At 66.7% G+C, this 25870-nt stretch carries 18 protein-coding genes and 1 pseudogene; 12 read left to right on the forward strand and 7 right to left on the reverse strand.

Annotation, left to right across the window (positions count from 1 at the left end; genetic code table 11):
* The first annotated feature begins 13 nt into the window (after positions 1-13).
* Positions 14-2503 carry an EAL domain-containing protein gene (locus IPP91_06800; GenBank protein MBL0141773.1) on the forward strand — a complete coding sequence of 830 codons (2490 nt, stop codon included), beginning with the start codon at positions 14-16 and terminating at the stop codon, positions 2501-2503.
* A 1-nt stretch (position 2504) separates the two neighbouring features.
* On the opposite strand, the gene IPP91_06805 is transcribed toward IPP91_06800, so the two are convergent.
* The gene (locus tag IPP91_06805; protein ID MBL0141774.1) at positions 2505-3821 is read right to left on the reverse strand and encodes an N-acetylmuramoyl-L-alanine amidase; all 1317 of its coding nucleotides are present in this window, start codon (positions 3819-3821) and stop codon (positions 2505-2507) included.
* Positions 3818-4327: a tRNA (adenosine(37)-N6)-threonylcarbamoyltransferase complex ATPase subunit type 1 TsaE gene (tsaE, locus tag IPP91_06810; protein ID MBL0141775.1), complete on the reverse strand. Its 510-nt coding sequence runs from the start codon at positions 4325-4327 to the stop codon at positions 3818-3820. Before tsaE ends, IPP91_06805 begins: the two co-directional genes overlap by 4 nt.
* On the opposite strand from tsaE, the gene queG reads away from it, so the two are divergent.
* Positions 4313-5413, forward strand: coding sequence for a tRNA epoxyqueuosine(34) reductase QueG (queG, locus tag IPP91_06815; protein MBL0141776.1), 1101 nt, complete (start codon positions 4313-4315; stop codon positions 5411-5413). The genes tsaE and queG overlap by 15 nt on opposite strands.
* Before the next feature lie 234 nt (positions 5414-5647).
* On the opposite strand, the gene IPP91_06820 is transcribed toward queG, so the two are convergent.
* Positions 5648-7120, reverse strand: a complete 1473-nt coding sequence (locus IPP91_06820) for a peptidase S10 (GenBank protein ID MBL0141777.1) — start codon at positions 7118-7120, stop codon at positions 5648-5650.
* 119 nt (positions 7121-7239) lie between these two features.
* Between IPP91_06820 and IPP91_06825 the strand changes: the two genes are divergently transcribed.
* Positions 7240-8406, forward strand: a complete 1167-nt coding sequence (locus tag IPP91_06825; GenBank protein MBL0141778.1) for an MFS transporter — start codon at positions 7240-7242, stop codon at positions 8404-8406.
* Here IPP91_06825 and IPP91_06830 read toward each other — a convergent pair.
* Positions 8384-10873, reverse strand: a complete 2490-nt coding sequence (locus IPP91_06830) for an EAL domain-containing protein (protein ID MBL0141779.1) — start codon at positions 10871-10873, stop codon at positions 8384-8386. The genes IPP91_06825 and IPP91_06830 overlap by 23 nt on opposite strands.
* Positions 10874-11160: 287 nt before the next feature.
* Between IPP91_06830 and IPP91_06835 the strand changes: the two genes are divergently transcribed.
* The 8 genes from IPP91_06835 to IPP91_06870 all read left to right on the forward strand — a co-directional run bounded on the left by IPP91_06835 (position 11161) and on the right by IPP91_06870 (position 20239).
* Positions 11161-12153: an ABC transporter substrate-binding protein gene (locus tag IPP91_06835; protein ID MBL0141780.1), complete on the forward strand. Its 993-nt coding sequence runs from the start codon at positions 11161-11163 to the stop codon at positions 12151-12153.
* Between the two features lie 11 nt (positions 12154-12164).
* Entirely contained in the window at positions 12165-13253 is a 1089-nt protein-coding gene (locus IPP91_06840) for an ABC transporter ATP-binding protein (protein MBL0141781.1), read from the forward strand.
* Entirely contained in the window at positions 13250-14941 is a 1692-nt protein-coding gene (locus IPP91_06845) for an iron ABC transporter permease (protein MBL0141782.1), read from the forward strand. The genes IPP91_06840 and IPP91_06845 overlap by 4 nt, the downstream gene beginning before the upstream one ends.
* Positions 14942-14946: 5 nt before the next feature.
* Positions 14947-16014 carry an ABC transporter ATP-binding protein gene (locus tag IPP91_06850; protein ID MBL0141783.1) on the forward strand — a complete coding sequence of 356 codons (1068 nt, stop codon included), beginning with the start codon at positions 14947-14949 and terminating at the stop codon, positions 16012-16014.
* Positions 16015-16172: 158 nt separating this feature from the next.
* Positions 16173-17138, forward strand: coding sequence for a sorbosone dehydrogenase family protein (locus tag IPP91_06855; GenBank protein MBL0141784.1), 966 nt, complete (start codon positions 16173-16175; stop codon positions 17136-17138).
* 84 nt (positions 17139-17222) lie between these two features.
* Positions 17223-17618 (forward strand): CBS domain-containing protein, encoded by a 396-nt coding sequence (locus IPP91_06860; GenBank protein ID MBL0141785.1) that lies wholly within the window; start codon positions 17223-17225, stop codon positions 17616-17618.
* A 67-nt stretch (positions 17619-17685) separates the two neighbouring features.
* Positions 17686-19665 (forward strand): OPT/YSL family transporter, encoded by a 1980-nt coding sequence (locus IPP91_06865; protein ID MBL0141786.1) that lies wholly within the window; start codon positions 17686-17688, stop codon positions 19663-19665.
* A 13-nt stretch (positions 19666-19678) separates the two neighbouring features.
* Positions 19679-20239 (forward strand): isochorismatase family protein, encoded by a 561-nt coding sequence (locus tag IPP91_06870; protein ID MBL0141787.1) that lies wholly within the window; start codon positions 19679-19681, stop codon positions 20237-20239.
* Between the two features lie 128 nt (positions 20240-20367).
* Here IPP91_06870 and IPP91_06875 read toward each other — a convergent pair whose 3' ends face one another.
* Complete coding sequence (locus IPP91_06875; protein ID MBL0141788.1) at positions 20368-20796, reverse strand: hypothetical protein; 429 nt, start codon at positions 20794-20796, stop codon at positions 20368-20370.
* A gap of 302 nt (positions 20797-21098) precedes the next feature.
* Positions 21099-21614: an RHS repeat-associated core domain-containing protein gene (locus IPP91_06880; protein ID MBL0141789.1), complete on the reverse strand. Its 516-nt coding sequence runs from the start codon at positions 21612-21614 to the stop codon at positions 21099-21101.
* On the opposite strand from IPP91_06880, the pseudogene IPP91_06885 reads away from it, so the two are divergent.
* Positions 21608-22768, forward strand: a pseudogene (locus IPP91_06885) (IS3 family transposase). The gene IPP91_06880 and the pseudogene IPP91_06885 overlap by 7 nt on opposite strands.
* Here IPP91_06885 and IPP91_06890 read toward each other — a convergent pair.
* Entirely contained in the window at positions 22725-25811 is a 3087-nt protein-coding gene (locus tag IPP91_06890; GenBank protein ID MBL0141790.1) for an RHS repeat protein, read from the reverse strand. The pseudogene IPP91_06885 and the gene IPP91_06890 sit on opposite strands and share 44 nt — an antisense overlap.
* Positions 25812-25870 lie beyond the last annotated feature (59 nt).

Below are 25870 nucleotides of genomic sequence, written 5' to 3' on the forward strand. Positions count from 1 at the left end.
TCAACGAAGGGACATGAGCGTATGCGTCACCAATGACGCCGAAGCGCCGGAGGGCATGAGCGCATTGGACTCGCCTGCGACATCCATGGAATCGACGCCACCCGGAGCAAGCTCTCCGGGACAGGTGCGCGAGGAGCAGGTGCGCCTGCTTTTCCGCTTCTCCCTCATCGGCTACCTCGCCACCCTCCTGGTGGTGTTCATCCTCGGGGCGATCCTCTGGGAGGATCTCGCACGGCCCCTGCTCTTCGCCTGGTTCGTCGCGATCTCCGCGATCACCGTGGGGCGTTACGCGCTCTACAAGGTGTTCATCAATCGCGAGCCGCCAGCCACGCAGCTGCGCCTGTGGGAAAGGCGTTTCCTCGTCGGCTCCTTCCTCACGGCGCTTTGCTGGGCGACGATCGCGACGGTCCTCCTTCCCGACTCCGCGCACCTCGCACAGCGCCTGACGGTGGTGATGCTGATCACGCTCCTGGTCACGGGCGCCGTGGGCTACTACGCGCCGCACCCCCATGCCTTCAAGATCTCCGCGTTCGTCGGGCTCATGCCCTTCGCGCTCTCGCTCGGATTCTCCGGTGACCGCATCCAGATGTTCCTCTCCGGGGCCATCCTCCTGCTCGCCGGCGTCCTCCCCTACGTGCACGAGAAGCTGAACCAGGCGCTCGTGGATTCGCTGGCGATGCGCCATGACCGGGCCATGCTCTCCGGCAAGCTCGAGGTCGAGCGCGTCCGCGTCCGCCAGGCCAACGACGCGCTGGCCGAGGAGATGGTGGAGCGCCTGAAGGCGCAGCAGGCGGAGCTCCTCTCGGCGCAGAAGCTGCGCATGCACGTCGAGCGCACGCCGCTCGCCGTGATCGAATGGAACCGCGAGCACAGCGTGACGGCGTGGAATCCCGCGGCGGAGGCGATCTTCGGCTTCCCCGAGCGCGAGGCGATCGGGCGCAGCGCCACGCAGCTCATCGTGCCCGCCGCGAACGCCGCAGCGGTCGAGGCGATGTGGATGGAGCTCGCCCAGACGCGTGACGGCACCAAGGTCGCCTTCGAGAACGTGACGCGCGCCGGCAACTCGATCCACTGCGAGTGGTACAACACGCCGCTCGTGGACCCGGGCGGCCGGGTCGTGGGCTTCGCCTCGCTCGTGCAGGACGTGACCGAGCGGCTCAACACCGAGCGCACCATCCACTACATGGCGCACCACGATGCGCTCACGGGCCTGCCCAACCGCCGGCTCATGCAGGACCGCCTGAACCAGGCGATCATGCAGGCCAGGCGCAAGCAGCGCCACGTGGCCGTGCTGTTCCTCGACCTCGACCGCTTCAAGCTGCTCAACGACACGCTGGGCCACGAGTCCGGCGACTACATCCTGAAGGACGTGGCGCGGCGGATCACCGCCTGCGTGCGCGAGATCGACACGGTCTCCCGCGAAGGCGGGGACGAGTTCGTCGTGATCGTCCCGGACCTCGAGCATCCCGAGAACGCGCAGGTCGTCGCCGACAAGATCCTGCGCGAGTTCGCGAAGCCCGTCGAGATCAGCGGGCAGAAGATCCACATCACGACCTCCATCGGGATCAGCTACTACCCGAACGACTCGACGGACGTGAACCACCTCCTGAAGCACGCCGACAGCGCCATGTACCAGGCGAAGGACGCGGGCCGGAACACGGTGCGCTTCTACACCAGCGACCTGAACTACCTGCTGTCGCGCCGCCTCGAGGTGGAGGGAAGGCTGCGCAAGGCCATCGAGCTCGAGGAGTTCTTCATGCGCTACCAGCCGCAGGTCGATCTCGTCACGGGCCGCATCATCGGCATGGAGGCCCTCATCCGCTGGAACGATCCGGTCAAGGGCGAGGTGATGCCCGGGGATTTCATCCCCGTGGCCGAGGAGCTGGGCCTCATCGTGCCGCTGGGCGAGTGGGCCTTCCGCACCGCCTGCCACCAGCTCACGGCGTGGGCGACCGAGGGCATCACGGACGTGGCCGTGTCGGTCAATCTCTCGGCGCGCCAGTTCATGTCCCGCACTCTCGTCCCCTCGCTCCTCGCGATCGTTCGCGATACCGGCGCGGACCCGCGGCGCATCGAGGTCGAGATCACGGAAACGATGGCGATGAGGAACCTGGAGCAGTCGATCGAGATCCTGGCGCAGCTGCGCGCCGTGGGCATGGGCGTCGCGGTGGACGACTTCGGCGTCGGCTACTCCTCGCTCGGGCAGTTGAAGCGCCTGCCGGCGACGGAACTCAAGATCGACCGCTCGTTCATCGCGAACGTGCCGGAGGACTCCTCGAGCGGCTCGATCACCGAGGCCATCATCGCGATGGCGAAGCGCCTGAAGCTGCGCGTGATGGCCGAAGGCGTGGAGACGCGCCAGCAGCTCGAGTTCCTGCGCGACCACCGCTGCGACGCCTTCCAGGGCTACCTGTTCTCGAAGCCGCTCACCGCGCTGGAGGCTTCCGCGATGCTGCGCGCCCAGGCCGGCGGCGCGGGCTGGCGCCACGCCGCGGCGGAGTGACTCAGGGGTTCTGCGCGATCCGGGTGCGGGCGAGCGGCGGGTTCTGGGCGAGGTAGCGCCGGACTCCCTGCAGCATCGCGTTGGCCATCTTCTCCTGGTAGGCCGAATCCTTGAGCCGCTTCTCTTCCTGCGGGTTGGAGATGAACGCCGTCTCCACCAGGATCGAGGGGATGTCCGGGGCCTTCAGCACCGCGAACCCGGCCTGCTCCACCGCGCTCTTGTGCAGCTGGTTGATGTCGCCGAGCTCGCCGAGCACCGCCCGCCCGAGCTTGAGCGAATCGTTGTTGGTCGCGGTCTGCGACAGGTCGAGCAGCGTCCTGGCGAGCACCGGGTCCTTCACGTCGAGGTTCACGCCGCCGATCAGGTCCGACTCGTTCTCGCGCTTGGCCAGCCAGCGCGCCGCGGCGGAGCTGGCCCCGCGCTCCGAGAGCGTGAAGACCGAGGAGCCGCGTGCGTGCGGCTGCACGAAGGCATCGGCGTGCACCGAGACGAAGAGGTCGGCCTGCACGCGCCGCGCCTTCTGCACGCGCTGCGCGAGCCCGATGAAGTAGTCGCCGTCGCGCGTGAGCACGGCGCGCATGCCGGGCTCCAGGTCGATGCGTTCCTTGAGGCGCCTGGCGATGGCGAGCGTCACGTCCTTCTCGAGCGTGCCGCCCCTGCCGCGCGCGCCCGGATCCTCGCCCCCGTGCCCGGCGTCTATCGCGATGGTCACCATGCGGATCACCTTCGGCGTCCGGGCCTTCTCCGCCGCCCTGGGCGGGGCGGGCCGGGGCGGGTCGAGCTTCACGACGGGAAGCTCGGGTGAAACGGGAGCCTGTGCCTCGGGCTTCGAGGTTTCGGCGGCGGGCCGTTGGGGAGGCAACTCCAGCACCGGCGACTTCGCGATCTCGCCGATCGGGTCCGGCCCGGGCCGCATGAGCGCGAGCAGCGGGTCGCGGGGCTTTTCGGGATAGAAGTCGAGCACCAGCCGGTGGCGGTACTCACCCGCGGGCGCGAGCGGGAACACGTAGGGCTTCACGTCGCTCTTCAGGTCGAACACCACGCGCACCACGTTCGGCCGGTTGCGCGCCACGCGCACCAGCTTGATGTAGGGGTCGTCCTCGCGCACCTTGGCGACGAGGCTCTTCAGTTCGTCGTTCACGTCCACGCCTTCCAGGTCGAGCACGAGGCGAAGCGGGTCCTGGACGGCGAAGAATTCGTGCCGCACCGGCTTCGCGGTCTCGAACGTGACGCGCGTGTACTCCTCGGCGGGCCAGACGCGCGACGCCAGCACGGCCTGCGCCGCCAGGGCGGCCGGCACGGCAAGCAGCAGGATCAGTCCGGCCGCAACGCGGCCAGCAAGCGTTCGCCCGCGGGCGAGAAGGCGGTGAGCGTCGCCGCACGCCCCGGTTGCGTCATTTCGAGGGCGACTTCCAGGTCGGCGGGCGGCAGTTGTCCCCGAGCCCGCTCCGGCCATTCGATCAGGCAGATGTTGCGCCCGTTGAAGGTGTCCCGAAAGCCTGCGTCTATCCATTCCGATGGGTCGTGGAACCGATAAAAATCAAAGTGATACAAGCTTAACCTAGAAACTTCATAAAGTTCAACCAACGCATAGGTGGGGCTTTTGACGCGCCCGGCATGCCCCAGGGCCCGCAGAAGCCCCCGCACGAGGGTCGTTTTCCCGGCCCCGAGCTCGCCGCGCAGTGTCACCACGAGCCCCGGCATCACCGCGGGCGCAAGTGCCGCGCCTAGGGCGAGGGTGGCGTTTTCGTCGGGAAGGGGGATCTGGGTCACGGTGTCGAGGCGGCGCTTCGGGCTACCATCGTCGCGATGGATAAGGCTCATTCTCCCGCCGCCTTGCCCGGCCTCGTCAGGCAATGGGGCCGCGAGGCCGGCTTCGACGACGTGGCAATCGCGGGTATCGACCTGGCCGAGGAGGAATTGCGACTCCTGGAATGGCTCGGACGCGGATGGCACGGTGCGATGGATTATATGGCACGCCACGGAACGCGCCGGTCGCGGCCCGCGGAACTGGTGCCCGGGACCGCGAGCGTGGTGACCGTGCGGCTCGACTACTGGCCGGACGGGGCCCGAGGGGCGGGCGAGGTGCTGGCCGACCCCTCGCTCGCGTATGTCTCCCGCTACGCCCTGGGCCGCGATTACCACAAGGTGCTGCGCTCGAGACTGCAAGCCCTCGCGGACCGCATGGTTTCCGAACTGGGCGAATTTCCCTACCGCGTCTTCACCGACAGCGCGCCCGTGATGGAGGTGGCCCTCGCCACGCGCGCGGGGCTGGGCTGGCGAGGCAAGCACACGCTGCTGCTTTCCCGCAATGCCGGCTCGACCTACTTCCTGGGCGAACTCTTCGTGGGCATCGACCTCGCCGGGGATGCGCCGGTGCAGGAGCACTGCGGCACGTGCGAACGCTGCATCGAGGCATGCCCGACCAAGGCCATCGTGGCCCCGTACCAACTCGACGCGCGCCGCTGCATCTCCTACCTCACCATCGAGAACCCGGGCCCGATCCCCGAGGAATTCCGCGCCGCCATGGGCAACCGCATCTACGGCTGCGACGACTGCCAGCTCGCGTGCCCCTGGAACAAGTACGCCCGCAAGGCCGCGGTGCCCGACTTCGCCACGCGCAACGGCCTCGATTGCGCGACCCTCGTGGACCTCTTCGCCTGGACCCGCGACGACTTCGAGAGGCGCCTCGAAGGCTCCGCCATCCGCCGCATCGGCCACACCCGGTGGCTCCGGAACATCGCCGTGGCGCTGGGCAATGCCCCAACCACGCGCGATGTCACCGAGGCCCTGCGAAGCCGCGTCGAGGACCCCGACCCCATGGTGCGGGAGCACGTCGCCTGGGCCATCGCGAGGCACGAGCGCACGCACGAGCGAAGCGAGGCGGCCGCCCCATCCATCCGGCGGTGACCGATGCCACGGGGCGTACGTTCTTCCGGGTTTTTTTATTTGTGGGTTTGTTTTTTATTTTTGCGGCCAGGTCAAATTGCGTCAGGCGTCACGGGCCGAAGCGATGTCGAGATGCCGCCGAAGCCGCTGCTGGCAGCAATTCAATCTGGCCGCAAAAATAAAAAACAAACCCACAAATAAAAAAACCCGGAAGAACGTATCCGCGACTGCGCCATTTGCCAGTCGCCTCCCGCGCTACGGCGCGACGAACGCCCTCAGGTCCTTCGCCAGCCGCTCCAGCGACGGCTTGTGCACGTACATCATGTGCCCCGCCTCGTAGTAGCCCACGGTGAAGTTCCCGCGCAGCTTCGCCTCCACCCCCAGGTGGTCGAAGGTGTAGTCGCTCGCGAAGTGCGGCGTGGCGAAGTCGTAGTAGCCGTTGGCGACCAGCACCCGCATGTGCGGGTTCATGGCGAGCGCCTTGCGCAGCGTTTCGCCCACGGTGGCGTAGCGGTTGGCGAAGTCCTTCCATCCCCAGTTGAGGTAGAGCCCCTTGAGCACCTCGTAGGGCGCGTCGGCCTCGAACTTGAGCGTCCGGCGAACGTAGTCGTTCATCGCCGCGGCGTAGGCCCCGAAGATCTCCGCGAATCCGGGATCGAACTCGAAACGCTCGCCAGCCGAGTCGCGGTCCGTGCCGGTGAAGCGGCTGTCGAGGCGGCCCACGGTGCGCCCTTCGGCGCGCAGGAGTTCCTTGCAGAAGCGGAAGATCTCGACGCGAAGGTTGGTGCGCGCTACGTACTCCGGCGTGAGGCCGGTGTAACGCGCGACCCGGGCAGCCACGCCCGAGCGCTCGGCGGCGGAAAGCCCGGCGCCCTTGAAGAGGGCCGCGGCGTACTCGCCTCCCGCGTAGGCCTCGACTTCGTCGAGCAGGGCCCGAAGCGGCTTCGCCTGCAGGTCCGCGCAGAGCTTTCCGTGATGCCATGCCGTGGCCGCGCAGGTCGGCAGGAAGAGTACCGGCGGCAGGTCGTTGTTGGCCTCGAATCGCAGCACCGTGAAGTCGAGCGCGCAGGAGATGAGCATCAGACCGTTCAGGTACATCCCGTAGCGCTCCAGCAGGTGCCCCGAGAGCCCGGCCGCGCGCGTCGTGCCGTAGGACTCGCCGATGAGGTACTTGGGGCTCGACCAGCGCGCGTAGCGCGAGCAGTAGAGGCGGATGAATTCGCCCACGCTCTCGAGGTCGCGCTTGTATTCGTGGAACTCCGCGACCTTCTCGCCGGCGACCATGCGGCTGTAGCCGGTGCCCACGGGATCGATGAACACGAGGTCGGAGCGGTCGAGGAGCGAATGCTCGTTGTCCACGAGCCGGCCCGGGGGCGGTGGCGCGCGGCCCTCGTCGTCCAGCTCGACGCGCTTCGGTCCCAGGAGTCCAAGGTGTAGCCAGACCGAGCTCGATCCCGGCCCGCCGTTGAAGGAAAAGGTCACGGGGCGCGCTTCGGGCTCCGCGCCGTCGAGCGTGTAGGCCACGAAGAAGACGCTCGCCCGCGCCTTGTCGCTCTCGGCCTTGCCATCCTTCTCGGATTCCTCCCTCAGCACGATCGTGCCGCAGGTGACGGTGTAGTCGAGGTCGCGTCCGCCGAGGCGCGCGCGATGGCGCGTGACGGAAAGCCGGTCGGCGGGCGGCGGTTCCTGCGCGGGATTCTTCTTCTCGTCGTCGTCGCCTTCCTTCATCGGGCCACCTCTCCTGTCGGATGCAACGATCATCGTAACCGAAGAGCCGGGCGCGGACGGGATCGCTCGTGGCCGGCGCGCCACCACGCTAGAATGGCCACCGCGTCCGCCGTACCGCGATGAACCCCTCTCCCGCCATTCCGCGCACCGTCTGGATCCTGGGCTTCGTGAGCCTGCTGATGGACATCTCCTCCGAGATGATCCACAGCCTGCTGCCGCTCTACCTCACCGTCGGCCTGGGCGCGAGCGCGCTGGCGGTGGGCGTGATCGAGGGCGTGGCCGAGGCGACGGCCCTCGCGGTCAAGGTGTTCTCGGGGACGCTCTCGGATGCCCTCGGCCACCGCAAGTGGGTCGCGGCAGCGGGTTACGGGCTGGGGGCGATCTCCAAGCCGCTCTTCGCGCTGGCCTCGGGTCCGTGGCTCGTCTTCGGGGCGCGCTTCATCGACCGGATCGGAAAGGGCATCCGCGGCGCGCCTCGCGATGCCCTCATCGCGGACGTGACCCCTGCGGAGTCGCGCGGCGCGGCCTTCGGCCTGCGCCAGTCCCTGGACACCGTGGGCGCCTTCGTCGGCCCCCTGCTCGCCATGGCGCTCATGCTCGCGTGGGCGAACGATTTCCGCGCCGTGTTCTGGGTGGCCGTGATCCCGGGGGCCCTGTCGTTCCTGCTGCTGGCCATTGCCGTGCGCGAGCCGAAGCGCAAGTCCGAGGCCGGGCCGCGCGTGCCGTTTTCGTGGCGCGCGGCCCGCGGGCTGGGCCGCGCGTTCTGGTGGGCGACGGCTGCCGGCACCACGCTCACGCTGGCCCGTTTCAGTGAGGCCTTTCTCGTGCTGCGCGCACAGGACCTCGGCGTTGCGCTCGCGATGATCCCGCTCGTGATGGTGGGCATGAACATCGTGTTCGCCGTCATCGCCTATCCGGCGGGGCGGCTGGCGGACCACCTGGGCACGCGCGGGCTGCTCGCGATCGGCACCGCGGTGCTCGTCGCGGCCGACGTCGCGCTCGCCCTCGCCTCCGGCGCGCTGGCGCTTGCCGCGGGAGTCGCGCTCTGGGGTGTGCACATGGGCCTCACCCAGGGGCTGCTCTCGGCCATGGTGGCGGCGGCGGCCCCGCCCGAACGCCGCGGCACGGCCTTCGGCGTCTTCAACCTCGCGTGCGGCGCAGCGATGCTAGTGGCCAGCGTGCTTGCCGGCGCCCTCTGGTACTACACGGGCCCGCAGTCAACTTTCCTCGCGGGCGCTATGCTGGCCGCCGCCGCGATCGCGGTCACGCGCTTCGCGGCACGATGACGGTAGGCGCGCCGGGCTCGTCCCGGTGCGCGGCCAGGTACATGGCCATCGCCTCGGCCGGCAGCGGCGGGCTCGCGAGGAAGCCCTGCATCTCCTCGCAGCCGCGCTCGCGCAGGAAATCGAGCTGCGCCACGGTCTCCACGCCCTCGGCGATCGAGGTGATGCCCATGTTGCGCGCCAGGTCGATGATGGCCGCCGAGATCGCCCGGTCGTTGGGGTCGTCGGCGATGTCGCGCACGAACGAGCGGTCGATCTTCAGCTTCTCGATCGGGAAGCGCTTCAGGAGGGCAAGCGAGGAATGCCCGGTGCCGAAGTCGTCGATCGCGAGCCTCACGCCCAGCAGGCGCAGCCCGTCCAGGGTACGCATGAGATCGGGCGTCTCCTTCATCAGCATGCTCTCGGTCAGGTCGAACTCGAGCCACTCGGCATCCAGGCCGGCTTCATCGAGCGCCCTCCCGACGTCCGCGACCAGGTTCTTCTGCCTGAACTGGATCGCCGCCAGGTTCACCACCACGGGCACTCGCGGCAGGCCGGAGTCTTGCCAAAGGCGGTTCTGCCGGCACGCATTGCGCAATACCCAGCCGCCAATGGGCATGATGAGCCCGCGCTGCTCCGCGACCGGGATGAAGTCGTTCGGCATCACCACCGATCCGTCGCCTTGCGGCCAGCGGATCAGGGCCTCCACGCCCACCACCCGGCCGGTGTCGACGCGAACCTGGGGCTGGTAATGGATCTCGAAGCCCTCCTCGCGGATCGCCTCCCGAAGCCTCGTCTCCAGTGAAAGCGTATTGAACGCCGTCTGCGACAATCGCTCGCTGAAGAACTGGTAGTTGCTGCGTCCGCGGTCCTTGGCGAGGTACATCGCCGCATCCGCGTTCTTGATGAGCGTGTCCGCGTTGGCGCCATCGCGCGGAAAGACGGCAATGCCGATGGAGGGGCTGACCGTGAGGTCGTGCCCCTCGAGCACGACCGGCTCGGAGACCGCCGCGAGGAGCTTGTCCGCCACCGCCGCCGGGGACTGCTCGTCCTCGAGGTCGGGAAGGACCACCAGGAACTCGTCCCCTCCCAGGCGCGAAATCACGTCCACCGAGCGAAGCGCCCCCTCGAGGCGGGACGCGACCAGCCGCAGCAGGGCATCGCCCGCGGCATGGCCCAGGGAATCGTTCACCGTCTTGAAGTTGTCCAGGTCGATGAACAGGATGCCGACCTTCGATTCGCGCCGCCGCGCCGAGGCGAGGATGAACTCGATGCGATCCATGAGGAGAGCGCGGTTGGGCAGCCCCGTGAGCGTGTCGTGGTGGGCAAGGAAGTGGATGCGCGCCTCGGCCTCCTTGCGGTCGCGGATGTCGCGGATCACCGTCATGCGATAGTGCTTGTCCTTGTAGGGCATCACCTTTCCGGTCTGCTCCACCACGATGCGGCTGCCGTCCTTGTGCAGGAGCACCGCCTCGTACACGCGCTCGTAGCCCATGCGGATGTTGTTGAGCACCGTGTCGCGCGATTCGGGCGCCACGAAGTCGAGCACGGGTTGGCCGACGAGCTCCTCGTAGCGGTACCCGAAAAGGCGGAGCACGGCATCGTTGCAGTCCGTGAACACCCCGTTCTCGTGGAACACGATTCCCTCGTGCGTGGCGTCGGAAAACTTGCGCAGCCGCTCCTCGCTGTCGCGCACCGCCTGCTCCGAATGCCGGTGGCGCGTGATGTCGGAGATCAGCACGAAGGCCGCCGCGACCGTCCCTTCCTCGGCGAACTGCGGCAGCAGATTCACCTCGATCACGCGCTCGCCGCCGTCCGCGCCCGGAATCTTCCGCTCGTAGGTGGTGGTCTCGCCTTTCACGACGCGCTGGATGTAGGGCTCTATCTGCCGGTAGCCCTCCGCGCCGATGATCTCCTCCACCGTGTGCCCGATGATCGAATCGACGTCCCAGCCCCATGTGGAGGCATAGCCTTTGTTCGCGAAGAGGCAGCGCATGTCCGGAGCGGTGAAATGCGAGATGAGCACCGGCACGTTGTCCGCCAGAAGGCGGATCTCCTGCTCCCGCGCCCGCGCCTTGAGCTCGGCGTTGCGCCGCTCGCTGATGTCGTGGCAGGTGCCAAGGTAGCCCGCCAACCGCCCTGTCCCGTCGGTGACCGGCTCCGCGGAGTGGTGCACCCATCCGTACTCGCCGTCGGCGCGGCGCAGGCGGAATTCCGTCTCCAGGCGGCGGCGCAGGCCGTAGGCCTCCGTCCACTGCCGGCCGAGCGCTTCGCGGTCATCCGGGTGGGCGGAGCCGAGCCAGCCGGCACCGCGCTCGACCTCGATTGCGCGCCCGGTGAAATCCGTCCAGGCCTGGTTCACGAAGCTGCACCCGCCCTCGCCATCCGCGCACCACACCAGGCTGGGGAAGGCATCGAAAAGCGCCGCGTGGACGGCCGGGTCATCGAGGACCTCGGCGGTACTGCGCTTGTGCGGTTCGTGGAGCGTCATGGCCAGTGGAATGGAGTCGTGTCGAGCACGCCCTGAAGCTATCACGGCGGATCGTGGCGCAATTGTGCCACCGCGCACAGGCGGTATTTCAACCGAAACCGGGCGCGACGCGTCCCGGATCCGGCCCGATCGCCGGCATCCGGCCCGACCGCCGGCATCCGGCCGCACGACCTGGCCACGGTGCCCCGCCACGGGAGTTGACGCCAGTCAAGCCGGCCAGGCGGGCCCGACGATTCAATAGTGCTATCTTTCGCCTTCTCTTTGCATTCAACCAAGGGAGATCCCCCATGAAGCACCGCACCCTGGGCGCGCTCGCCGCCTTCCTGTTCGCCTGCGTGGCGTCGACCGCAGCGACGGCGCAGCAGAAGCTGTTCGTGTACACCTCGATGAAGGAGTCCCTCATCGGCGGGCTGAAGACGGCCTTCGTGAAGAAGCACCCCGAAATCAACATGGACTACCAGTCGGCCGGCGCCGGCAAGCTCATGGCCAAGATCGCGGCCGAGCGCGAGTCCGGCAAGATCCTCGCCGACGTCCTTTGGACCAGCGAAGTCCCGGATTTCTACCAGCTCAAGGCGCAGGGCATGCTCCAGCCCTACATCCCCGCCGAGATCAAGTCCCTGGTCAATCCGCTGCCGGAATACGACGGATCCTTCACGGCCGTTCGCCTCGGGACGCTAGGCATCGCTTACAACACCCGGCTCATCAAGACGCCCCCGCAGAACTGGCAGGATCTCCAGAAGCCCGCCTTCAAGGGTGCGTTCGGCATCGCCAACCCGGCGCTCTCGGGCACGGCCTACATGAGCGTGGCCCTCCTGTCCAAGGCGTTCGGCTGGTCCTACTTCGAGGCCCTGCGCGCCAACGGCGCGAAGATGGGCAAGGGCTCCGGGCAGGTCGTGGACGACACGGCCTCCGGCGACCTGGTGGCGAGCCTCGCGGTGGACTACATCACCCTCGACAAGATCGGCAAGGGCGCCACCCTCGCGCTCGCCTACCCGCCGGAAATGCTGGTGATCCCGAGTCCGGTCGCGATCTTCAAGGGCAGCCCCAACACCGAGGCGGCGAAGAAATTCGTCGACTTCGTCCTGTCGAAGGAAGGCCAGACGATCATCGCGAACGAAGGAACGCTCCCGGTCCGCACGGACGTCCAGGTCCCGGCGAAGTTCAACCTGCCGGCAGTTGCCGACGCCATGAAGCGCGCCATCAAGATCGACTATGTCCAGCTGATGGCGGAGAAGGAAGCCGCCGTCAAGAAGTTCTCCGACATCATGCAGAAGAAGTAGCCGGCCGCAACGTGGCCGGCGTTCGCATCGAGGGCCTGGCGAAGGCCTACGGTTCCCATCGCGTCCATTCGAACCTGGATCTCGAGGTGACCGAGGGGCAGTGCTTCACGCTGCTCGGCCCCTCCGGCTGCGGCAAGACGGTGCTCATGCGGCTGCTGGCCGGGTTCGAAGCGGCCGACGCCGGACGCATCCTCATCGGCGACGCCGTCGTCGCCGACGCGGCCCGAGGCATCGACGTTCCCCCGAACGAGCGCGGCATCGGCATGGTCTTCCAGGACTATGCCGTCTGGCCGCACATGACGGTCTTCGACAACATCGCCTACCCGCTCAAAATCGCCCGCGTGTCCGAGGGCGAATTGCGCAGCCGCACCGAGGAGGCGGTGGCGCAGGTGGGACTCACCGGGCTCGCCTCGCGCCTTCCCTCCCAGCTCTCGGGCGGCCAGCAGCAGCGGGTGGCGCTCGCACGCGCCCTCGTGTCCCGGCCGAAGCTTCTGCTGCTCGACGAGCCGCTCAACAACCTGGACGCCAACCTGCGCGAGGAGATGCGCTTCGAGATCAAGGAGCTGCAGCAGCGCCTGGGCATCACGGTTCTCTATGTCACGCACGACCAGGAGATCGCTCTCGCCATCGCCGACCGCATGGCGGTGATGGACGCCTCCGGACGAGTTCGCCAGGCGGGCGCTCCCGACGAGCTCTTCGACCATCCCGGCGACAGCTACGTCTTCCGCTTCCTCGGCATCGCGAATTTCCTGCAGGTGCGCCGCGAAGGCGGTGACCTGCGGCTCGCCGACGGAACGACGCCGTGGCGCGGCCCCGCGCCCGACCGGGAGGGTGGGCGCATCGCGGTCGGGTTCCGGCCCAGCGACGTCATCCTGACCCGTGAAGGCGACGGATTGCCGGGCGTCGTCCGGCGGGCCAGCTTCCTCGGCGCCCAGATGGACTATCTCGTCGAAGTGGGCGGCACGACGATCCGCGCCGCCATCGAGAGCAGCCACGCCTTCCGGACCGGGATCGACCTGGCGGAGGGCGAGCCCTGCCGCGTCGGCTTCCACGCCGTTCAGTGGTTCGACGCCGACGCCCTCGAAGGGCAAACCGCATGAGCGCCACGACAGCTTCACGCTTCGGGACGCCGCAGATCCTCTTCGGCCTGGCGGTGGCCATCCTGGTCATCTTCGTGGCCGTGCCCGTCCTCCTGATCTTCTTCAACGCGTTCTGGGTGAACGGCGCCTTCAACGTGACCGACGTCGTGAAGGTGCTTCGCGAGAAGGACACCTACGAGGCCCTGCTCAACTCGCTCTTCCTCGCCACCGGCGTCACGATCACCGGCACCATCGTGGGCACCTTCTTCGCCTGGCTGGTCACGCGCACCGACCTGCCGTTCAAGGGCGCCATGAAGGTGCTCTTTCTCGTGCCGTTCATGCTGCCCTCGTTCATCGGGGCGCTGGCCTGGAAGATGCTGCTGTCGCCGCGGTCCGGGTACATCAACCGCTTCTTCATGGACGTCGTCGGCTTGCCGGGCCCGGTGTTCGACATCTACACCTATGCCGGAATCATCGGCGTGGAGACGATGTACCTCTTCCCGTTCGTCTTCATCCAGGTCTGCGGCGCACTGGAGCGGATGGACCCGACCCTCGAGGAATCGGCGCGCATCTCCGGCGCGGACCTCCTCACCATCACGCGCAAGATCACGATCCCGCTGGTGATGCCCTCGATCCTGTCCGGGGCGCTCCTCATCATGCTCTACTCGATGGCGCACTTCGGGACGGTCGCCGTCCTGGGCATCGAGGTCGGCATCTACAACATCCCCACGCTCATCTACGAGAAGATCCACCAGAGCGCCGGCAGCTTCAACTCCATCCGCACGGGCACCGTTCTCGCCTCGGTGCTGGTGGTCGCGGCCGCCTTCATCCTGTGGGTGCAGAACAAGGTCCTGTCCCGCGGGCGCTACCAGATCATCGCCGGCAAGAGCTTCCGTCCGGCCGAGCTGAAGCTGCGCGGCCTTCGCATCCCGATGCTCGTCTTCTGCATCGCCTACATCGGTTTCACGATCGTGCTGCCGACGGTGACAATTTTCCTGGTGGGCGGTCTCAGGACCTACGGCCTGCCCTTCACCGCGGAGAACATGACGTTCGCCAACTACTGGCACATCCTCTTCGAGTGGCAACTCACCCGCGACGCGATCCTGAACAGCCTCGGCCTCGGCCTGGCCGCCGCCCTGATCACGATGTTCGCCGGGGTCATCATCTCCTACGTGATCGTCAAGATGAAGGTGCGCGGCAAGGGGATCCTCGAGTTCCTCGGGATGCTGCCCTTCTCCGTGCCCGGCTCGGTGATCGCCCTGGGCGTGATCCTCGCCTGGGGCGGGAAGTACGGCGTCAACCTCTACAACACGATCTGGATCATCCTCATCGCCTACATCGCGCGCTACATGGCCTTCTCCCTCAAGGCGAACTCCGCGGCGCTGGAGCAGGTGCACGACTCGCTGGTGGAGGCCGCGCGCGCCTCCGGGGCCACGATGTGGCAGGCCCTCAAGGATATCGTCATCCCCCTGGTGCGGCCCGGGATGCTCGCGGCGTTCTTCCTCATCTTCCTGCCGGCGCTTCGCGAGCTCACCGTTTCGGTGCTGCTCTACGGCCCGACCAGCCGCACCATCGGCGTGGCGATCTACACGCTGAACGAGGATGGCGAGACGGTCTATTCCGCAGCGCTCGCCGGTATCGCCCTGATCCTGATCGTGACGGGCGAGGTGGTCATCAAGCGCTTCTTCAAGACGTCCAGCGGAGCGTAGGCGCGATGACCTACGTGACGCTCTCGCAGGTGACCAAGCGCTTCGGCGACGTGATTGCCGTCGATCGCCTCGATCTCGGCGTGGAAAGCGGCGAGTGCCTGGCGATGCTCGGGCCGTCGGGCTGCGGCAAGACGACGACGCTTCGCATGGTGGCCGGATTCGAGGACATCGATGAAGGCGAGATCCGCGTCGGGGACCGCCTGCTGTCCTCGAAGCGCACGAACTATTACCTGCCGCCCGAGCAGCGCAATTTCGGCATGGTCTTCCAGGCCTTCGCCGTCTGGCCCCACCTGACAGTCTACGAGAACGTCGCCTTCCCCCTGCGCATCCGCAAGCTCCCGGCCGCCGACATCGAACGGCGCACGCGCGAGGCCCTGGAGCAAACCAACCTGCTGAAGGTGGCCGCCTCCCGTCCCGACGACCTGTCCGGCGGCGGCAAGCAGCGCGTGGCGCTTGCCCGGGCGCTCGCGATCCAGCCCGACGTCATGCTGCTCGACGAGCCGCTGTCCAGCCTCGACCCGCATTTCCGCGAGGAGATGCGCTTCGAGATCCGGGACCTGCAGCGCCGGTTCGGCTTCTCGATCATCTACGTGACCCACGACCAATCGGAGGCCATGGCGCTGTCGGACCGGATCCTGGTCATGAAGAGCGGCGTGGTGCAGCAGATCGGCAAGCCGACGGAGGTTTACCGCAACCCGGCAAACCGCTTCGTCTATGCCTTCGTGGGCCTGTCGAGTTTCGTGCGCGTGAGCCTTGTCCCCGGCGGCATCGCGGCAGGCGGCATTCCGGTGCCCAAGGCGGCGGTGAGCGAGCCTCCCGGGGAACTGGTCGCAGCCGGCGAGGCGATGCTCGCGGCGCGACCGACGGAAATCGATTTCGTCTCCGAGGGCGGCCTGCGCGGAACGGTCCGGCGCCGCGCCTACCTGGGCGAGATCGTGGATTACCACGTCGATGTCGGCGGCCAGGACGTCCGGATCCAGAAGACCCGGCACCAGCCGGGGCCGAATCCGGGCGACACCTGCGGCCTCGTTCTTCCCTCGGCCCGGTGGTATTCCGCGGACGAGGCGAACTGAGCCGCTCCGCCGTGGGACAGGCCTTCGCCCGGATCGCCCTGGCCCTCGCGACTGCGGCCCCGCTCGCCGCCGCCGCCACGCTCCCTCTCGATCGCGTGAAGCTCCCGCCGGGCTTCGAGATCGCCGTCTTCGCCGAAGGCGTGAAGGATGCCCGCTCCATGGCCCTGGGCGAGAAGGGATGGCTTTTCGTCTCGACGCGCACCGCCGGAAACGTGTACGCCATCCGCCACGACGGGATGAAGGCACTCGAGACGGTCACGATCGCCACCGGCCTCGAAATGCCCAACGGAGTGGCGTTCCGGCACGGTGCGCTCTTCGTCGCGGAGGTGAGCCGCGTCTGGCGCTACGACGCGATCGAATCGAGCCTGCCAAAGGCGCCGAAGCCGGTCCTCGTCCACGACAAGTACCCCACGGACCGTCACCACGGGTGGAAGTTCATCCGCTTCGGCCCCGACGGGTGGCTCTACATCCCCGTCGGCGCGCCGTGCAACGTGTGCGACCGCGGGGACCCCTATGCGTCGATCACGCGGCTGAAGCCCGACGGCTCGGCCATGGAAATCGTGGCGCGAGGCGTGCGAAACACCGTGGGGTTCGACTGGCACCCGGTGACGAAGGAGCTGTGGTTCACCGACAACGGCCGAGACATGATGGGCGACGACGTGCCGCCCGACGAACTGAACCACGCGCCGAAGCCCGGAATGCACTTCGGCTTCCCGTACTGCCATGGTGGCGAGGTGCCCGATCCCGATTTCGCCAAGGGCCGCTCGTGCGCGCAATTCACGCCGCCCGCGCAGAAGTTCGGGGCCCACGTGGCCTCGCTCGGCATGCGGTTCTACACCGGCTCCATGTTCCCCGCCGCCTGGCGCAACCAGGCCTTCATCGCGGAGCACGGGTCATGGAACCGCTCGAAGAAGAGCGGCTACCGCGTCATGCACGCCCGGGTCGAGGGCGGCAAGGTGGTGGATTACGGCGTGTTCGCCGAGGGCTTTCTCGACGCCGCCACCGACAAGGCCTGGGGCCGGCCGGTGGACGTGCAGGAGATGCCGGACGGGGCCCTGCTCGTCTCGGACGACTTCGCCCACGCCATATACCGCATCTCCTGGCGCAAGATTCCCGTTAGTTGATCCTGGTCAACTCGCCGCGCTCCCGGGACTCTAGCCTCGGTGCGAAGGAGACTTCGCATGTACAGCCAACGGGTCAAGAGCGTGATGGAGCGCAAGAAGCGCCTGGTCGCGCCACGGGAGACCACCGTGGCCAAGGCCGCGAAGCTCATGGCGGCGAAAAACGTCGGCGCCCTCATGGTGGTCGAGGACAGGAAGCTCGTCGGCATCTTCACCGAGCGCGACGCGGTCTTCCGCGTCATTGCCCAAGGCCTCGACCCGTCGACGACGCGCATCAGTGAGGTGATGACGCCCGATCCCGTCACCGTGGACCCGGACGAGATCTTCGGGCGCGCCCTCCTCCTCATGCATGACCACGGGTTCCGCCACGTGCCGGTGGTCGAGAACGGAGAACCGATCGGCATCGTTTCCTCCCGCATCGCCCTCGACCCGGACATGGAGGAATTCGTGTCCGAGACGCAGCGCAGGTTGAGCCTGCGCTAGGGTATCCTCGCGGGCGACGGGCCCCCGCGGTCCCGCCGGGTTCCCCCCAACGCCACCGCGAGGATCCATGGCGCTCATCCAGCTTTCCGAAGAACAGGTCCGCTCCTGGACCCGGGCGCAGAAGGACGAGTGGTGGTTCTCCACCGTGTTCCGCGGCGATATGCCGCAGCTCACGATCCGCTCGGGCGTCACCGGTTTCATGCTGGGCGGCGTGCTGGCGGCCACCGGCCTGTACATCAGCGCCAAGACCGGCATCACCATCGGCGTGGGCCTGACCTCGGTGATCCTCGCCTTCGCGATGTTCCGCATCCTGCACGGCGCGGGACTCGCGGCCGACTTCACCATCCTCGAGAACAACTGCACGCAATCCATCGCCACCGCTGCCGGGTACGTGGTGGCGCCCCTCACGTCGAGCCTCGCGGCCTACATGCTCGTCACGGGAAAGATCGTCCCGTGGTGGCAGATGATGGTGTGGATGGTGGTGGTCTCCATGATCGGCGTGCTGCTCGCCTTCCCGATGAAGCGCCGGTTCATCAACGAGGAGCAGCTGCCCTTCCCGGAGGGGCGCGCCTGCGGTGTCGTCCTGGACGCGCTCTACACGGGGGCCGCGGCCGCGGGAATGTACAAGGCGAAGCTGCTGGGCTACACCGCGCTCTTCACGGGCCTCTACCAGTTCGTGATCAGCGACGGATGGATGAAGCTCCTGCAGCTGAAGATCCTGCGCATGGACCAGTGGGCCGGCCTCGGGCAGGCGTGGGTCCTCCACGAGCGGCTGGACGCGTATTACTACGCCGCGGCCTCCAAGGGGGGGATGTGGATCCCGAAGATCCTCGGCACCGATTTTCGCCAGCTCGGGCTTCGCCTCACGCTGGACGCGGCGATGCTGGGCGTGGGCGGGCTCATGGGCATCGCGGTCGCCACGAGCTGCCTGCTGGGCGCGTTCGTGAACTTCGTGATCCTGGCGCCCCTCATGATCCAGGCCGGCGACATCGTGCAGCGCATCTCGCCTGCGGGCGCCGTGGTGCCCATCTCGCGCGCCGAGATCGTGAACCAGTGGTCGCTGTGGTGGGGCGTCACGATGATGGTGGTGGGCTCGCTCGTGAGCCTCGCGGGCCGGCCGGAGCTCTTCCGGAGCGCCTTCAAGTCCCTGCGGGGCAGGAAGGAGACCGGCACGGACGTCCTCAGGGACATCGAGTTCCCGCTGTGGGTATCGGCGGCCGGCGTGCCCGTGTTCAGCGTGCTGGGCGCGTGGGTCACGCACGAGTTCTTCGGCGTGCCCTGGCTTTTGGCCTTCGTGGCGCTCCCGCTCATCTTCGTGCTGACGATCATCTGCACGAATTCCATGGCGCTCACCTCCTGGACACCCACCGGGTCCCTCGCCAAGATCACGCAGTTCACCATGGGCGCCATCGACCGCACCAACCCCGCGAGCAACCTCATCCCCGCGGGCATGACGGCGGAAATCGCCTCCAATGCCGCCAATCTCCTGTCCGACATCAAGCCGGGCTACATGCTGGGGGCCAAGCCGCGCCAGCAGGCGGTCGGGCACGTGATCGGCCTCGTCGCGGGCGCAATCGCCTGCGTGCCGCTCTACTTCCTGCTCTTCCTGCCGCCGGACGCCAACGGCTTGCGCACGACCGCGACCCTCGTCTCCGAGCAGTTCGCCATGCCCGGCGCCGTGCAGTGGAAGGGCGTGGCGGACATCATCACCAAGGGCCTCGCCAGCCTCCCGCATTCCGCCATCGTGTCGATGATCGTGGCGGCGGTGTGCGCGGTCGTCATCGAGGTGGCGCGCATCGCGACCAGGGGGCGCTTCCCGCTCACGGCGGTGTCCATCGGCCTGGGCGTGGTGCTGCCGCCGGAAGCCACCTTCGCGATGTGGGTGGGAGCGATGATCTTCTGGTGGGCAGGCAAGCGAAATCCCGCGAAAGGCACGCCGGGGCACACCTTCTGGGTCGAGGGCTGCGAGCCCATCTGCGCGGGCCTTATCTCGGGGGCGGCGCTCATGGGAATCGGCAATGCCATCGTGAACGTGCTGCTCGGATGAAAGGGCGTGACCCATGAACATCGCAATCGACCCGCAGCAATGCGCGCTCGTGCTGGTGGACTACCAGCTGCGGCTGCTGCCCGCCATCCACCGCGGCGCGCAAGTCCTCGCCCAGGCCGTGCGCCTGGCGGACTGCGCGCGCGCGCTCGGCATCCGCATCATCGGCACGGAAGAGAATCCGCACGGCCTCGGCCCCAACGCCGAATCCATCCGCGAGCGGTGCGAGGTGACGCTCGCGAAGATGAGCTTCGACGGCTGCGCCGACGGCCTGGTGGAGGTGCTGCGCTCACGAGGCCGGCATTCCCCCACGGACGTCGTGATTGCCGGCTGCGAGACACACGTGTGCCTCATGCAGACCGCGCACGGCCTGCAACGCGCCGGGTTCGGCGTCTGGGTGGCCGCGAACGCCTGCGGCACGCGCTTCCCCGTCGACCACGACCTGGCATCGGGACGCCTGCGTCAGTCCGGCGTCATCCTGGCGAGCGTCGAGATGATCGCGTTCGAGTGGCTGCGCAGCTGCGAGCACGAGCGCTTCCGGGCGGTGCTCGACATCCTCAAGAGCCCGCCGGACTGACAGGGCGGCGGCTTGCCGTTCATGTGATAGCGGCTTCGTGGCGCAGGGCCTCTGCTGTGCGCCCGAACAAGGCAGAGTGTCGTCCACCTTGAGAATCCGCTCGACCGAATCACGACAAACTGCGACCGTCAGGTGACGCCCTCGCGGAACACGGCTCGATGTACGCTGAAGCAGTCAAGACAGACCGTGTCAGGAACATGCCGGTCCTCATGCCTCTTAACGAACTTGCGAAGTACTGAGTTGCCGGGCTCAGGCCCGCTTATATTCGCGCACGACACCTTGCGGCCTCCGCAGCACATCACCGTGCGCCGATGCCCGCCAAGCCAGCTAGCGCGTTTGGGTGGCCAACAGCATGCGGCGTCTCCTCCGTTACTGCCGCCGCCCGCGCAACCGGGGCAATCCGCCGCGAGCCCGCGACGATCCGTGATTTTCAATGGGCGGCTCGAGACGTAGGTAAACGTGTTTAGGCCGGCCGTCAGGCCAAATGGATCGCTCTCGATGTAGCGACCTATGGCAGGGTCGTAATCGCGGAAGTAGTTGTAATGCGCAGTCGACATCGAGATTCCTTGCCGCTTAACACCGCCTCCTTATCTTCCGCGCTTCACTAAGATCATTGGTGATTTCAGCGACCACACGACATAAATGATAAGTGCCCCAAACATAAGAAACGCAAGGGCCGCGTATACCACGGCGGAGCCTGCGAAGAACCCCACGAGAATCAAGACAAACTCCGCTGAGGACACAAATCGCTTTGCATTGCTATTTTCGACGCGCAAGATCGCCCCACAGGTCTGACATGTGAAGTCGCTCGAGAACATCGGTCGTTGAGTTTCCTGTCCGCAACTTGCACATTTGGCCTTCATTTCGAGCACCCCTGTCGCCGCTCATCGCAGCCCTTCTTGCACTCATTCCACAAGTAGAGGCTGCACCCGAATCCAAAGCCAGGAAGACCCGGAAGGCCCGCCCCTTCTGAGATCACGAGAATGCTCGCACTGGCGAAGCCACATGCGAGCGTCACGGACCATTTGCATTTCCGCTCGCAGTCGCCTTGAGGGGTCAGCTCATACCAAATCTGATATGCAACATCACCGGGATCGCGTCCGGGCCAAGGAAGATTGCCCGAATCGTCAGCGGGAGGTTCTCGTAGTCCCTTGGGATCAAAGAGGCGGAGTGGGTTACCCCTAACATACTCATAGGTATCGATCCCGCCCTTCAGCCCAATTGGATCGCTCTGAACATACCTCCCGATTGCAGGGTCGTAATCCCTGAAGTAGTTGTAATGCGTCCCCGTCTCTTGATCGAAGTATGGAATTCCCCCGTTTCCCCGGACACATCTGATGATGCCAAACTGGCAATTGGAGGTGTTCGATGGCAACGAAGCAAAGACGGAAGTTTACGGCCGAGTTCAAGCGCGAGGGAGTGAACTCACACAGCAACCTGGACGATCGGTGTCGGCGGTTGCGCGTGAGCTTGGCGTGGAGCGTTCGGTCCTGAAGGGGTGGGTGGACAACTTCGCGGCAGGTCGATACGAGAAGGACCGGGCATTGCCGTTGAAGGCTGCGCAGCGCTGGAGAACGAGCAGCTTAGGCGAGAGTTGGCGAAAGTTCGAATGGAGCGCGACATTCTAAAAAAGCGCTGGGCTACTTCGCGAAGGAACCAACGTGAGGTATGTGTTTGTAGCCCGCTATCGGCCGGTGTGGCCGACCCGGATGATGTGCCGCTTGCTCGAGGTGTCGTCGAGCGGGTTCTACGAGTGGCTTGGACGCTCGCCGAGCGTGCGCTCGATCGCCAACGCGGGCTTGCTGGTGCTGATCCGGGAAAGCTTCGCCTTGAGTCACCAGACCTACGGCTCGCCGCGGGTCTGGAAGGACATGGTCGTCGCAGGCCAATCCTGCAGCGAGAATCGAGTGGCGCGACTGATGCGAGGGGCTGGCATGAGCGCGCAGCCCAAGCCGCGGCGCATGCCTGCCGACATTGGATTGCGTCCGGAACACAGCATCGCACCGAACGTGTTGGAGCGAGACTTCGCCGCTGCTGCTCCGAACCGGAAGTGGGCAGCCGATTTCACCTACATCTGGACGGGCGAGGGCTGGTTGTTCCTGGCCGTTGTGGTGGATCTGTTCAGCCGGCGCGTGGTCGGCTGGTCTATGCAACCCACCCTGACCGCGCAACTGGTGCTGGACGCGTTGATAATGGCGCTGTGGCGACGCGGCAAACCTTCGGAGCTTTGCACCATTCCGACCAGGGCAGCCAATACACCAGCGAGGACTTCCAGCGCCTGCTGTCGGCCGAGGGCATCACCTGCAGCATGAGCAAGCGCGGCGACTGTTGGGACAACTCCGCGGTCGAGAGCTTCTTCGCCTCGCTCAAAAAGGAACGTGTCTATCGCAGGACGTACGCCACGCGCGAAGTGCGCGCGCCGACATCTTCGACTACATCGAAGTGTTCTACAATTCCCGGCGCCGACATTCGACGCTTGGGCAGGTCAGCCCGATGGAGTTCGAACGTACTCATGCGGGCTTAGCGTAGTGTCCGGAGAAGCGGGGGAATTCCAGTTGTTGGCGTAAGTGTAGTCGACCACCTGCCCGCCGGGCGTGGTGAGGCGCAGAAGCTGGCCGGCGGCGTTCCAGGCGTAGGCCACGCCCTGCGTGAGCCCGGCCACGGTCTGGGACTTGGAGGTGACGCGCCCGCGCAGGTCATAGGCCCAACTCGTGGTCCCCGTGCGATCGGCAAGGCTGCACAGGCGCCCGATGCCGTTGGCGCACGTGTCGTAGCCGTAGGAGACGGTCTCGTCGGGGTACGAAATCAGCGTGATGCGATTGAGTTCGTCATAGGTGTAGGCGGCCTGGACGCCTCGCGCATCGAGCCGGGACTTGAGGTTCGAGGCCGCATCGTAGCTGAACCCGGTGCTGCCCGTGTCGGGGCTGGACTGCGCGAGCATCTCCCCATGCCCGTTCACGGCGTAGCTCGTCGCGAGTCCCTTGGAGTCCGTCACCTGCGTGAGCTGGTCCTGGCCGTTGTAGGCGTAGCGCGTGGGAGAGGCGGCCCCGTTGAACGGGTCGCGAACCTCCGTCAGGTGGTCGCGGGCATCATAGAGCTGCGCAGTCGTGCGGCCCAGGGGATCGAGAGTCGAGACGAGGTTGTTGTTGGCGTCGTAACCCTGCTGGGTGACCTGGGAGGCAGGGGTAGTGCCGCCGATGTCGCGGTAGAGCCTGCCCAGAGAGTCGAATTCGCGGGTGTGAGCACGGGCCAATGTGTTGCCCACGTCGTACGCCTGCTCCGCGGTGCGATTGCCGGCCCCATCCAGCGTATAGGCGATGCGGTTGCCAAGGCCATCGCGCATCGATACCAGCCGGTGCGCATCGTCGTAGCCGTACTCGATGAAGCTCGCATCCGGCAGCGTCACCTTCACGAGCTGGCCGGTGAAGTCGTGGTCGTACGTGGTGGTCTCGAAGCCCGTGGCGATGCTGCCCACCGCCCGGCTCCTGAGCCAGCCGCGCGGCCCATAGGCAAGCACGGTTTCCAGACCGTTGGCATCGACCAGGCGCGCCAGGCGCCCGGCGCCGTCGTAGTGCGTGAATTGCGTCGCGTGGCCCCGGGCGTTGGTGATCGAGGCAGGATCCCCCGCGCGGTAGTTGCCGGCCGGGTCGGCGGCGGCGTAGTAGGCGTTCGTGGTGGTATCGAGCACGTCGGTGCGCGGGCCGTCCAGGGAGGTGACCTGCCCCTGGGCGTTGTAGGCGTAACTCCAGATGCGGGCGGCTCCATCAGGCACGGCGGCGAAACCGGAGTCTCCCGTCGGGTCGGTTGTCGCCTGGAGCGATTTCGCGCACACCAGCGCGCTGCTCGCGCCTGCCGGGGCGCAGTTGCTCCCAGGCTCACCGTGATAGGCGAACGTCGTGATGCGTAGCGGCTCGGCCACCCGCTTCTTCACCCGCATCGTCGCGTGCCATTCGGTCTCGATGGTCCGGGTGGCGTTCGTTACGACCCTTGCCGTGCAAGTCCCGCTGGAACTCAGCCCTTCGGTGCGCCGGGTCTCCAGGTTGCGGGCCGCATCGAACGCGTAGCAGGTGAGGTTCCCCTTGGCATCGATATAGCTCTTGATGTTTCCGTTCGAATCATAGGCGGTGGATGCCCGCGGCTGGCCAGGCGTATCGACATGGGTTCTCCTGGCGACGCCCTGCACGAACGCGTGTCCAACTGCGCGCACCGTGCCCATCGTGTCCTGGATGCGCGAACTGGTTGCGGAGTCGTAGGTCACCCGCTCGATCTCGACGTTGCCCAGGCGGCCGGAGGTCATGGCCCGGCCAGAGGCGTCGTACTCGTAGAAGGACGAATGAGCCTCGCCGGGGAGCGACAGGCGGCCGTCGTCGCTGCCGGTCAGGTAGTGCGGTCGATTGACCCCTTGCGTGCGACCGGGCTCGTTGTAGAAGAAGGTCTTGGTCTCCCCCGCCGGATTGCCCTCGACCGGGTAGGTGACGCTCGCCAGATCCAGGTTGGCATCGACCGTGTACAGGGTGTGCCGGCCGGTCGGATCCGTCACCTGCCTCAGGAACCCGGACTTGAGATAGTCAAGACGCAGGGACCTTCCCAGGTGGTCCTCGACCCTGATGAGCAAGCCCGGAGGAACGGGCAGCGGGTCGTCCAGGTAGGCCGGTCCGTCCGCACCGCCCAGGACGCCGGAACTGTAGAAGAGCGTGGTTGCACGACCCTCGCGATCGACGAGGGAGATCAGTCTCCCGCTCGAATCGTAGTTCTCCACCTGCTCATCGCTCGTGGTGAGCTTCCAGCCGCCGGCCGTCTTCTCCAGGCGATCCTTGGCATCGAGATCGCCCGTCCACATCCCGAGTCCGCTTCCCCGGTAGCGCAGCATCTTCCCGTCATGGCGGTCGAGCATCGCCTCGCCCCAGGGCAGCTCACGGATTCCGCGCTGCCACGTGTGGGTCCAGCGGGCTCCGACCACGTTGCGATCACCCCCCGACTGGGAGTTGTAGTAGCGCACGAACTCCAGCGCGCTCGCACCCGCCCGCTCGGAATCGACTTCGCGCCGGAACTTGTTTCCTGTCGCGGTGTTGATTGGCTTATTCGTGTTCATCGGCTGCCCGGGATTGCAGTGCGGGCAGGGATCGTCGGGCCCTCTGTTCTTCGAGAGCGGTTCGGTGTCGCTTTCGTTGTGGCCGCACCAGGTCGAATGCGGCTCGCTGCCGCTCAACCACAGAGACCCATCGCTGTCCTTGAGAGTGACGGCGATTCCGACCCCCGGGACGGTCCCGATTTGCTCCTGACACCAATAACCCACGGCATTCTGGAACGTCACCGAGCATCGCTGGGAGATGTTCGTGTAGATCATCGTGCAGCTGACGCTTGAGACACCGCCGCATTCGGGGTGCGCCTGCGCGTAGCCCTGGTAGTAGGAGAGAACCGCCGCAATGGCGCTTGGCGCGCGGTAAGGGTAGGCCTCCCACAGGGGACAACTCTCCACCACCGGCTTCGCCAATGCAGTCGGTCCCATTGCGGCCAATGCAATGACCAACGCAAGGCGTGTTGCCTTGCGAACGACGTTGTCGGAAATCATGGCGGCGCGCCTCGTGCGGCCGCCCGACGGAACCGGTGGCCTTGTTATATGATAATCCT

This window comes from Betaproteobacteria bacterium, from assembly GCA_016720855.1.
Lineage (GTDB): Bacteria > Pseudomonadota > Gammaproteobacteria > Burkholderiales > Usitatibacteraceae > FEB-7.

Bases quoted from the DNA above. Each gene is read 5' to 3' on its own strand.
- IPP91_06800 (MBL0141773.1), top strand. From the start codon at position 14: ATGAGCGTATGCGTCACCAATGACGCCGAAGCGCCGGAGGGCATGAGC.
- queG (MBL0141776.1), top strand. From the start codon at position 4,313: ATGGATAAGGCTCATTCTCCCGCCGCCTTGCCCGGCCTCGTCAGGCAA.
- tsaE (MBL0141775.1), bottom strand. From the start codon at position 4,327: ATGAGCCTTATCCATCGCGACGATGGTAGCCCGAAGCGCCGCCTCGAC.
- IPP91_06820 (MBL0141777.1), bottom strand. From the start codon at position 7,120: ATGAAGGAAGGCGACGACGACGAGAAGAAGAATCCCGCGCAGGAACCG.
- IPP91_06825 (MBL0141778.1), top strand. From the start codon at position 7,240: ATGAACCCCTCTCCCGCCATTCCGCGCACCGTCTGGATCCTGGGCTTC.
- IPP91_06830 (MBL0141779.1), bottom strand. From the start codon at position 10,873: ATGACGCTCCACGAACCGCACAAGCGCAGTACCGCCGAGGTCCTCGAT.
- IPP91_06835 (MBL0141780.1), top strand. From the start codon at position 11,161: ATGAAGCACCGCACCCTGGGCGCGCTCGCCGCCTTCCTGTTCGCCTGC.
- IPP91_06845 (MBL0141782.1), top strand. From the start codon at position 13,250: ATGAGCGCCACGACAGCTTCACGCTTCGGGACGCCGCAGATCCTCTTC.
- IPP91_06850 (MBL0141783.1), top strand. From the start codon at position 14,947: ATGACCTACGTGACGCTCTCGCAGGTGACCAAGCGCTTCGGCGACGTG.
- IPP91_06855 (MBL0141784.1), top strand. From the start codon at position 16,173: ATGGCCCTGGGCGAGAAGGGATGGCTTTTCGTCTCGACGCGCACCGCC.
- IPP91_06860 (MBL0141785.1), top strand. From the start codon at position 17,223: ATGGAGCGCAAGAAGCGCCTGGTCGCGCCACGGGAGACCACCGTGGCC.
- IPP91_06865 (MBL0141786.1), top strand. From the start codon at position 17,686: ATGGCGCTCATCCAGCTTTCCGAAGAACAGGTCCGCTCCTGGACCCGG.
- IPP91_06870 (MBL0141787.1), top strand. From the start codon at position 19,679: ATGAACATCGCAATCGACCCGCAGCAATGCGCGCTCGTGCTGGTGGAC.
- IPP91_06875 (MBL0141788.1), bottom strand. From the start codon at position 20,796: ATGTCGACTGCGCATTACAACTACTTCCGCGATTACGACCCTGCCATA.
- IPP91_06890 (MBL0141790.1), bottom strand. From the start codon at position 25,811: ATGATTTCCGACAACGTCGTTCGCAAGGCAACACGCCTTGCGTTGGTC.